The 8,852-nt window shown below is 72.5% G+C and carries 6 protein-coding genes and 1 pseudogene; 6 read left to right on the top strand and 1 reads right to left on the bottom strand.

Annotation, left to right across the window (positions count from 1 at the left end):
• The 6 genes from ETD86_RS50235 to ETD86_RS50260 form a co-directional block, all read left to right on the top strand.
• A partial coding sequence (locus ETD86_RS50235) for a carboxyl transferase domain-containing protein (RefSeq protein ID WP_281287098.1) occupies positions 1-301 on the top strand: 301 nt, incomplete at its 5' end.
• A 3-nt stretch (positions 302-304) separates the two neighbouring features.
• Entirely contained in the window at positions 305-2,344 is a 2,040-nt protein-coding gene (locus ETD86_RS50240; protein WP_170223735.1) for an acetyl/propionyl/methylcrotonyl-CoA carboxylase subunit alpha, read from the top strand.
• A gap of 4 nt (positions 2,345-2,348) precedes the next feature.
• Positions 2,349-3,260, top strand: coding sequence for a hydroxymethylglutaryl-CoA lyase (locus ETD86_RS50245; protein ID WP_138673696.1), 912 nt, complete (start codon positions 2,349-2,351; stop codon positions 3,258-3,260).
• Position 3,261: 1 nt separating this feature from the next.
• Positions 3,262-4,398: an acyl-CoA dehydrogenase family protein gene (locus ETD86_RS50250; RefSeq protein WP_138673697.1), complete on the top strand. Its 1,137-nt coding sequence runs from the start codon at positions 3,262-3,264 to the stop codon at positions 4,396-4,398.
• Positions 4,399-4,445: 47 nt separating this feature from the next.
• Positions 4,446-4,880, top strand: a complete 435-nt coding sequence (locus ETD86_RS50255; RefSeq protein WP_138673698.1) for a GNAT family N-acetyltransferase — start codon at positions 4,446-4,448, stop codon at positions 4,878-4,880.
• Between the two features lie 68 nt (positions 4,881-4,948).
• The gene (locus ETD86_RS50260) at positions 4,949-7,939 is read left to right on the top strand and encodes a helix-turn-helix transcriptional regulator (RefSeq protein WP_138673699.1); all 2,991 of its coding nucleotides are present in this window, start codon (positions 4,949-4,951) and stop codon (positions 7,937-7,939) included.
• Positions 7,940-8,529: 590 nt separating this feature from the next.
• On the opposite strand, the pseudogene ETD86_RS50265 reads toward ETD86_RS50260, so the two are convergent.
• Positions 8,530-8,852: pseudogene (locus tag ETD86_RS50265) on the bottom strand (AMP-binding protein); the annotation flags it as partial.

Here is an 8,852-nt window from a genome sequence, read left to right on the forward strand (position 1 = left end):
GAACTACGCGATGGCGGGGCGGGCGTACTCGCCCAGGTTCCTGTGGATGTGGCCGAACGCCCGCATCTCGGTCATGGGGGGCGAGCAGGCCGCGAACGTCCTCACCACGGTCGGCACCGCCGACGCCGACGCGATCAGGGCCCAGTACGAGCACCAGGGGAACCCGTACTACTCCACGGCCAGGCTGTGGGACGACGGCGTGATCGACCCGCTCGACACCCGCACCGTTCTCGGCCTGGCGCTGTCCGCGGCGGCCAACGCCCCCCTCGAGCCCGCCGGTTACGGCGTCTTCCGGATGTGACGCATGTTGTTCGACCGTGTTCTGATCGCCAACAGGGGCGAGATCGCCGTACGCATCGCCCGCACGTTGCGCAGGCTCGGCATCACGTCGGTGGCCGTGCACACGGCGTCCGACGCGGGCGCCAAGCACGTGCTTGAAGCCGACATAGCCCTTCAGGTGCCGAAATATCTGGATATTGAGGCGATCATCCAGGGAGCCCTGGCGTCGGGCGCGCAAGCCGTCCATCCCGGATACGGGTTCCTGGCCGAGAACGCCGAGTTCGCGCGGCGGTGCGCCGCGGCCGGCCTGGTCTTCGTCGGCCCGCCGGCCGAGGCCATCGAGGCGATGGGCGACAAGATCCGCGCCAAGGCCACCGTGTCGGCCGCCGGGGTGCCGGTGGTCCCGGGTGCGGCCGAGCCCGGCGACGCGCTGGCGGCCTGGCGGGACTTCCCCGCCCTCATCAAGCCGTCCGCCGGGGGCGGGGGCAAAGGCATGGTGCTGGTGCGGTCGGCCGCCGAGCTCCCCGACGCGCTGGAGTCGGCGCGGCGTACGGCCCGCGCCGCCTTCGGCGACGCCACCCTGCTGATCGAGCGGTACGTCGAGCGCCCTCGCCACATCGAGATCCAGATCCTGGCCGACACCCACGGCAACGTCGTCCACCTCGGCGAGCGCGAGTGCAGCCTGCAGCGCAGGCATCAGAAGATCATCGAGGAGGCCCCGTCGCCCTTCGTGACCCCGCCGGCGCGCGCCCGGATGGGGGCGGCGGCGGTGGAGGCCGCGCGGGCGGTCGGGTACGCGGGCGCCGGCACGGTCGAGTTCATCGTGGACGGCGCCACCGGGGCCTACCACTTCATGGAGATGAACACGCGTCTGCAGGTCGAGCACCCCGTCACGGAGATGGTGACCGGTCTGGACCTGGTGGAGCTGCAGCTGCGGGCGGCGGCGGGGGAGCGGCTGCCGTTCGGGCAGGAGGACGTGCGCCTCGACGGGCACGCCGTCGAGGCTCGCGTCTACGCCGAGGACCCGGCCCGCGGCTTCCTTCCCACGGGCGGTCGCGTGCTCCTCCTCCGCGAACCCCGCGACGACGCCACGGCCGGCGTCCGGGTGGATTCGGGGCTGGCGGAAGGCGGGGTCGTGGGCAGCGAGTTCGACCCGATGCTGGCCAAGGTCGTGGCCTGGGCGCCGGACAGGGAAGCGGCGCTCAGGTCGCTCGACCGGGCATTGGCCGGCACGGCCGTGCTGGGCGTGGTCACCAACGTTCCGTTCCTGCGTGCCCTGGCCGCCCACCCGGCCGTCGTGGCGGGCGAGTTGGACACCGGCCTGGTCGAGCGTGCGCTCCCCGACCTGGTCCCCGGCGTGGAGGTGCCGGACGAGGCGCTGGCCGCCGCGGCGCTGGTCTTCCACGCCCTCCCGCAGGGCGAGGACCCGTGGGAGGTCACCGACGGCTGGCGGGTCGGCGAGTCCGCGTGGACGACGTGGCGGCTGGAGTCCAGGGACGGCGTGCATCCGGTCCAGGTCCGCGGCCTGCCCGAAGAGTCCGCCGAGGTGCGGATCAACGGAGTGAACGTGGCCGCGCGGATCCGGAAGGGCGGGTCCGATGCGGCCGGGCTGGCGGTCACGCTCGGCGGGCGCACCGAGCACTACGTGCACGTACGCGACGGCGACACGCTGTGGCTCGGCCGAGACGGCCGGGCGTGGGCGTTCACCCGGCACCTCATCGGCGATCCCGGCGACCGGCCGGGGACCGCGGCGGCCGGGGACGGCGTGGTGCGCAGCCCCATGCCCGGCACGGTCCTGGTCGTCAAGGCGCAGGTCGGCGAGCAGGTGAGCGAGGGTCAGCCGCTGATCATCGTGGAGGCCATGAAGATGGAGCACACGGTCACCGCCCCGCGCGACGGCGTGCTCTCCGAACTGCCCGCGCAGGCCGGCCAATCGGTCGACATGGACGCCGTCCTGGCCGTGATCAGCGAGGGAGTGCCGTCGTTTGGAGGAGCGGCGGGAGCGGAGCGACCAGAGCGGGGGAAGGCGGCGGCGTCTGGCGACCGAGCCCGCCGAACGGAGTGAGGCCATGAGCAGGGCGTATCCCATGGAAGGCCTGCCGCAGCAGGTCACGATCTACGAGGTCGGCCCGCGCGACGGGCTGCAGAACGAGTCCGCGGTCGTGCCCGTCGAGGTCAAGGCCGAGTTCATCGACCGGCTCGCGGACGCGGGACACAAGGTGATCGAGGCGACCAGCTTCGTGCACCCGAAGTGGGTGCCGCAGCTGGCCGACGCCGACGAGCTGCTCACCAGGCTGCACCGCAGGACCGGCGTGCGCTACCCCGTGCTGGTGCCGAACCTGCGCGGTCTCGACCGGGCCCTCGGCCTCGGCGTGGACGAGATCGCGATCTTCGCCAGCGCCACCGAGACGTTCGCGGCCAAGAACCTCAACCGGAGCCTGGAAAGCCAGTTCGACATGTTCGAGCCGGTCGTGGCCAAGGCGGTGGACAGTGGTGTCAGGGTGCGGGCGTACGTGTCGATGTGCTTCGGCGACCCCTGGGAGGGTCCGACGCCGATCGCGCAGGTCGTCACGGTCGGCGAGCGGCTGCTGGGGCTCGGCTGCTACGAGCTGTCGCTCGGCGACACCATCGGCGTCGGCACGCCCGGGCACGTGACCGCCCTGATCAAGGCGTTCCGCCGGCCGGACAGGCTCGCCGTGCACTTCCACGACACCTACGGCCAGGCGCTCGGCAACACCCTGGCGGCGCTGCGGGCGGGCGTGACCACCGTGGACGCCTCCACGGGCGGCATCGGCGGCTGTCCCTACGCCGAGTCCGCCACCGGCAACCTCGCCACCGAAGACCTCGTCTGGATGCTGCGCGGGCTCGGCATCGAGACCGGGCTCGACCTGGGCAAGCTCGTGGCCACCAGCACCTGGCTGGCCGGGCTGCTCGGCCGGCCCAGCCCATCCCGCGTCGTGCAGGCGCTGTCGAAAGGTTGACATGCTCAAGGACGAGTACGAAGAGCTGCGCAAGACGGTCGAGGCGTTCGCCCGCGACGTGGTGGCCCCCGTGATCGGCGACTATTACGAGCGCGAGGAGTTCCCGTACGACATCGTGCGGCAGATGGGCGCGATGGGCCTGTTCGGCCTGCCGTTCCCCGAGGAGTACGGCGGGATGGGCGGCGACTACTTCGCCCTGTGCCTGGCGCTGGAGGAGCTGGCCCGCGTCGACTCCAGCGTGTCGATCACCCTCGAGGCGGCGGTGTCGCTGGGCGCGATGCCGATCTACCGGTTCGGCACCGAGGAGCAGCGCGAGCACTGGCTGCCCAGGCTCACCTCCGGCGCCGAGCTGGGCGCGTTCGGCCTGACGGAGCCGGGCGGCGGGACGGACGTGCCGGGCGGGATGCGGACCACGGCCGTGCTGGACGGCGCGGAATGGGTGATCAACGGGACGAAGGCGTTCATCACGAACTCCGGCACCGACATCACCGCCGTCGTCGGCGTGGCCGCGCTCACCGGCGAACGGGAGATCTCCACCGTCCTCGTCCCCAGCGGCACGCCGGGCTTCACCGTCTCCAAGAAGTACTCCAAGGTCGGCTGGAACGCCTCCGACACCCGCGAGCTGTCCTTCGCCGACTGCCGCGTGCCCGCCGGGAACCTCCTCGGCGAGCGCGGCCGTGGCTACGCCCAGTTCCTGCAGATCCTGGACGAGGGCCGCATCGCGATCGCCGCGCTCAGCGTGGGCCTGGCCCAGGGCTGCGTGGACGAGTGCCTGAAGTACGTCAGGGACAGGAAGGCGTTCGGCCATCCGATCGGCCACTACCAGGCCATCCAGTTCAAGATCGCCGACATGGAGGCGCGGGCCCACACCGCCCGCCTGGCCTACTACCACGCGGCCGAGCGCATGCTGGCCGGGATGCCGTTCAAGAAGGAAGCGGCGATCGCCAAGCTCGTCGCCTCCAACGCGGCCATGGACAACTCCCGCGACGCCACGCAGGTGTTCGGCGGGTACGGGTTCATGAACGAGTTCCCCGTCGGCCGCTTCTACCGCGACGCCAAGATCCTGGAGATCGGGGAGGGCACGAGCGAGGTCCAGCGCATGCTCATCGCGCGCCAGCTCGGCCTGGGTGACCTGTAGAGAGGATGTTTGCGCAGGCGATGCAGGACCATCTAGTGTCATTGCTCATGACGGCTGACGATCTTCTCATCAGGAGAGCGGAGAAGTCGGACGCGGACGAGGTGTTCGCGTTGGCGCGTGAATTCGGGCTGACGTTCCAGCCCGAGCGCGGGGCCTTCGACGCCGCCCTGCCCGCGCTGCTGGCGAACGACGACGCCCTGCTGCTCACGGCCGTCGTGAACGGGCACGTCCACGGTTACCTGCTGGGTTTCGTGCATCTGACGTTGTTCGCCAACGGGCCCGTCGCCTGGGTCGAGGAGGCCATGGTCCAGTCGGGGTCGCGCCGGCAGGGGCTCGGGCGGGCGCTGCTGGAGGAGTTCGAGCGGTGGGCCCGCTCGCGCGAGGCGGGATACGTGGCCATGGCGACGCGGCGGGCGCCGGAGTTCTACCACGCGCTCGGCTACGAGGCGTCGGCCACGTTCTTCCGCAAGGTGCTGCGCTAGCTCCCCGGGCCGTCTCACGGATTGGCGGGCCGGCGCTTCTGTCGGACGCGGGTGGCATCCTTACCTACGTGAGTATTCACGCCGTTAGCCCCTTGTTCGTCGGGCGTGCCCGCGAGCTCTCCGTGCTTGGGGACGCGCTGGCCAGAGCGCGTGCCGGGATGCCGTCCACCGTGCTGGTCGGCGGCGAGGCCGGGGTCGGCAAGACGCGGCTGGTCGGCGAGTTCATCGACCGGGCCGACGACGCCATGGTGCTCGTCGGCGGCTGCCTGGAGCTGGGCACGGAGGGCCTGCCGTTCGCGCCGTTCACCGCCGTGCTGCGCGGGCTCGTGCGGCAGCTGGGCCGCGACGGGGTCGCCGCGCTCGTGCCCGGGGGCGACGCGCGCGGGCTCGCGCGGCTGCTGCCCGAGTTCGGGGAGCCGGACAGGGGCGGCCCGGAGGCCAGAGCCCGCCTGTTCGAGCTGGTGCTCGGGCTGCTGGAGCGGCTGGCGGAGGAGCGCGCCGCCGTGCTCGTCGTCGAGGACGCGCACTGGGCCGACAGGTCCACCCGCGACCTGCTGTCCTTCCTGGTCCGCTACCAGCGCACCGCGGGCCGCCTGCTGATCGTGGTCACGTACCGCACCGACGAGCTGCACCGCACCCACCCGCTGCGGCCGATGCTCGCCGAGCTGGGCCGGGTGGAGTGGGTGTCCAGAGCCGACCTGCGCAGGCTGACCCGCAGGGAGGCGGTCGCCCAGGCGGCCAGCATCCTGGAGCGGGAGCCGTCCCCCGCCGACATGGACCTCATCTACGCGCGCAGCGAGGGCAACCCGCTGTTCGTCGAGGCGCTGCTCAGCGAGGCCGGAGGCGGCGACGCGCTGCCCGAGTCGCTGCGCGACCTGCTGCTCGCCAGCGTCGAGCGGCTGCCGGAGGAGACCCAGGAGCTGCTGCGGGTGGCCAGCGCGGGCGGCCAGCGCATCGAGCACGACCTGCTCTCCGCCGTCGCCGGGCTCGACGAGAGCTCGCTCTCCCGCGCGCTGCGACCCGCCGTGGCCGGCAACGTGCTGGTCGTCGACGGCGAGGGCTACAGCTTCAGGCACGCGCTCATCCGCGAGGCGCTCCACGAGGACCTGCTGCCCGGCGAGCACACCCGCCTGCACACCCGCTACGCCGAGGCCCTGGAGCGCGACCTGTCGATCCTGCCCGCCCCGCGTGGCGCGATCGAGCTGGCCCACCACTGGCACTCGGCCCACGACTCCACCTGGGCGCTGGTCAGCGCGTGGCACGCGGCCGGCGAGGCCCGCAAGTCGACGGCGTACGACGAGCAGCTCGGCATGCTGTCCAGGGTGCTGGAGCTGTGGGACCAGGTGCCCGACGCGGCCGAGCGCATCGGCTGCGACCGGCTCGACGTGCTCAAGCAGATCGCCACGGTGGCGCACCTCGCCGGCGAGTACGAGCGTTCCATCGCCCTGGCCAGCGCCGCGCTGGCCGAGCTGGACCAGCAGGCCGACCCGATCAGGACCGCCGTCGTGCTGCGCCAGCGCGGCCTGACCCGCTACGACCTGGGGCGTCCCGGCTACCTCGACGACCTGCGCCGCGCCGCCGAGCTGGTGCCCGCCGACCCGCCGAGCAAGCTCCGCGCGCAGGTGCTGGAGACCCTGTCACGCATGCTTCACGGGCCCGAGGACTGGCCGGAGAAGATCGCCACGGGCGAGCAGGCCAGGGAGATCGCCCGCGAGGTGGGTGACGCCAACGTCGAGGCACACGCCCTCATCGATCTGACCTGGGCACGCTTCGGCTATTCCGAGGTCGAGGCCCAGATGGCGGCGTTCGCCGAGGCGCGAGCCGTCGCCGCCGGCGGGGACGCGTACAACGCGCTGATGCGCTGTTCCATCTCCGAATCCGACGCGCTGGAGGGGGCCGGCTGGCACGAGCGGGCCGCCCAGGTCGCCCGCGACGGCGTCGAAGAGGCCGCCCACTACGGCCTGGCCCGCACGTCGGGCACGTTCCTCGCGATCAACCTGGCGGAGCCGCTGGTGTCGCTCGGGCGGTGGGACGAGGCGCTCCAGGTGATCGAGCATGCCCTCGACCTCACGCCGCCCGCGCCCTACCGGGCCAGCCTGCAGGGGTACGCCACGGACATCGCGCTCGCGCGGGGGCAGCTCGACCGGGCGGAGCAGTCGCTGGGGATGTCCCGCAGCGTGTTGTCGCGGGGGACGTACCGGGATCAGACGGTGCTGCCGCATCTGTGCAGGGAGGTGCGGCTGCTGCAGGCGCGGGGGCAGATGGAGGAGGCGGTGCGGGCGGCGGACCGCGCCCTGGCGGAGCAGGATCTGGTGTCCAGCCCGCGGTATGCCTGGCCGGTCCTGGTGACCTTCGCCCGGCTCCTGGTGGCCGTCGTGCCGCCCGCACAGCGCTCCGGACCCGCCCAGTCCGGCCCTGGCGTGGGTTCGGCGCAAGCCCCCGGCGCGCTCGCGCAGTTCGCTCTGTCGCTGTCGCCGCGGCTTCGGGCGCTGGGGCAGGAGCTCTCGGTCGTGGGGGATCTGCAGCAGGCGCAGCGGCTCACGTTCAGCGCGCTGACCGGGCCGGAGTCGCCGATCGCGGATGCGGCGGAGCTGGTCGCCTGGCAGGTCAAGGCCTGGGATCTGGCGGCGGGCGCGTGGGCGGCGCTGCGGCAGCCGTACGAGGAGGCCAGGAGCCTGGTGGGCGTCGCGCAGGCGGCGCTGGCGGCCGGGGATCGGCAGGAGGCGGCTACGCGGCTGACGCGGGCGCGGGAGCTCGCCGGGCAACTCGGCGCCACACCGCTGCTGGAGCAGATCGACGTCTTCGGGCGGCGGGCCAGGATCGGGGGGTCGGATGAGTCCGCCGGGGAGGGGCAACCGCTGGGGTTGACGGCGCGAGAGCTGGAGGTGCTGCGGGAGGTGGCCAGCGGGCGGAGCAACCGGGAGATCGCCGAGGCGTTGTTCATCTCGGTCAAGACGGTGAGCGTGCACGTCTCGAACATCCTGGCCAAGCTCGGCGCCGCCACCCGCGGCGAGGCCGCCGCCACCGCCCACCGACTCCGCCTGTTCGACGCCCCGTGACGGGGTGAGGCACGCGGCCGCACCCGCCTGGGCCGGCGCCGTGCGCGTGGCTCTGTGCGGGCGTGGCTCGGTGCTCCGCGCCGGTCGGCTGCATACCGCGACCTCGTTCGTGCCGCCCTTGCTTCTCATGCGTCGACGCCGGGTGGCCGCGGGCGTGGCTTCGTGCGGCCGTGGCTTCGTGCGGTCGTGGCTTCGTGCGGTCGTGGCTTCGTGTGGTCGTAAGTTCGTGGGGGCCGTTGCTTAGTGGCCATTTCCTCGTGCGTTCGCACTTCGGCGGCGCGCGAGCGTGACCGGGGACGGGCTTCGGCGTCGGTGCCGTCGTGATGGTGGCCTTGTGGCTCGGCGCGTTGGGTTCGGTGTCAGGGCCTGCGGCGTGTCGAGGTGGTGCCCGGCGTCGCCGGTCCGCGGTTGCCGACCCCGGCGGGGTGCTCCTCTGACGTGGGCTTTCCGTTTCCCCCTTCTGTACGGCTCCGCCAAGTGGGCCGCCACCCGCCGCACGTGGCTGGTGGCCTCCAGGAAAACGGCCTCTGACCCCGCACGGGGCCGAGCGCCGTTACGTGCGCACCGGACCCCATGGACGTGGTGAGCGCTCAGGCGGTCATCTGGGCTTCCAGGCGGTAGCCGTCCACCGTGACGTACACCTGGTCGCCCGGGCGCGCGTTCAAGCGCATGAGGACCGGCTGGAGCGAGTCGAAGACCGGCTGGTGACCTTGCCAGACCAGGACGATGGCGTTGTCGCCGGGCCCCGTGACCGACAGCAGCGTGCCGGGGCGCATGCCGAGTTGCGCCGCGAGGAACTTCTCCGCCGTGCGAGCAGGACTGTTGAGGTAGCCCCTGGCCAGCCCCGCCCCACCAATGTACAACTCGCCGACCTCGCCCGGCCGGACGGGATGGAGCCGGTCGTCCAGGATGT

Origin of the sequence: Nonomuraea turkmeniaca, assembly GCF_005889735.1 — a bacterium.
Lineage (GTDB): Bacteria > Actinomycetota > Actinomycetes > Streptosporangiales > Streptosporangiaceae > Nonomuraea > Nonomuraea turkmeniaca.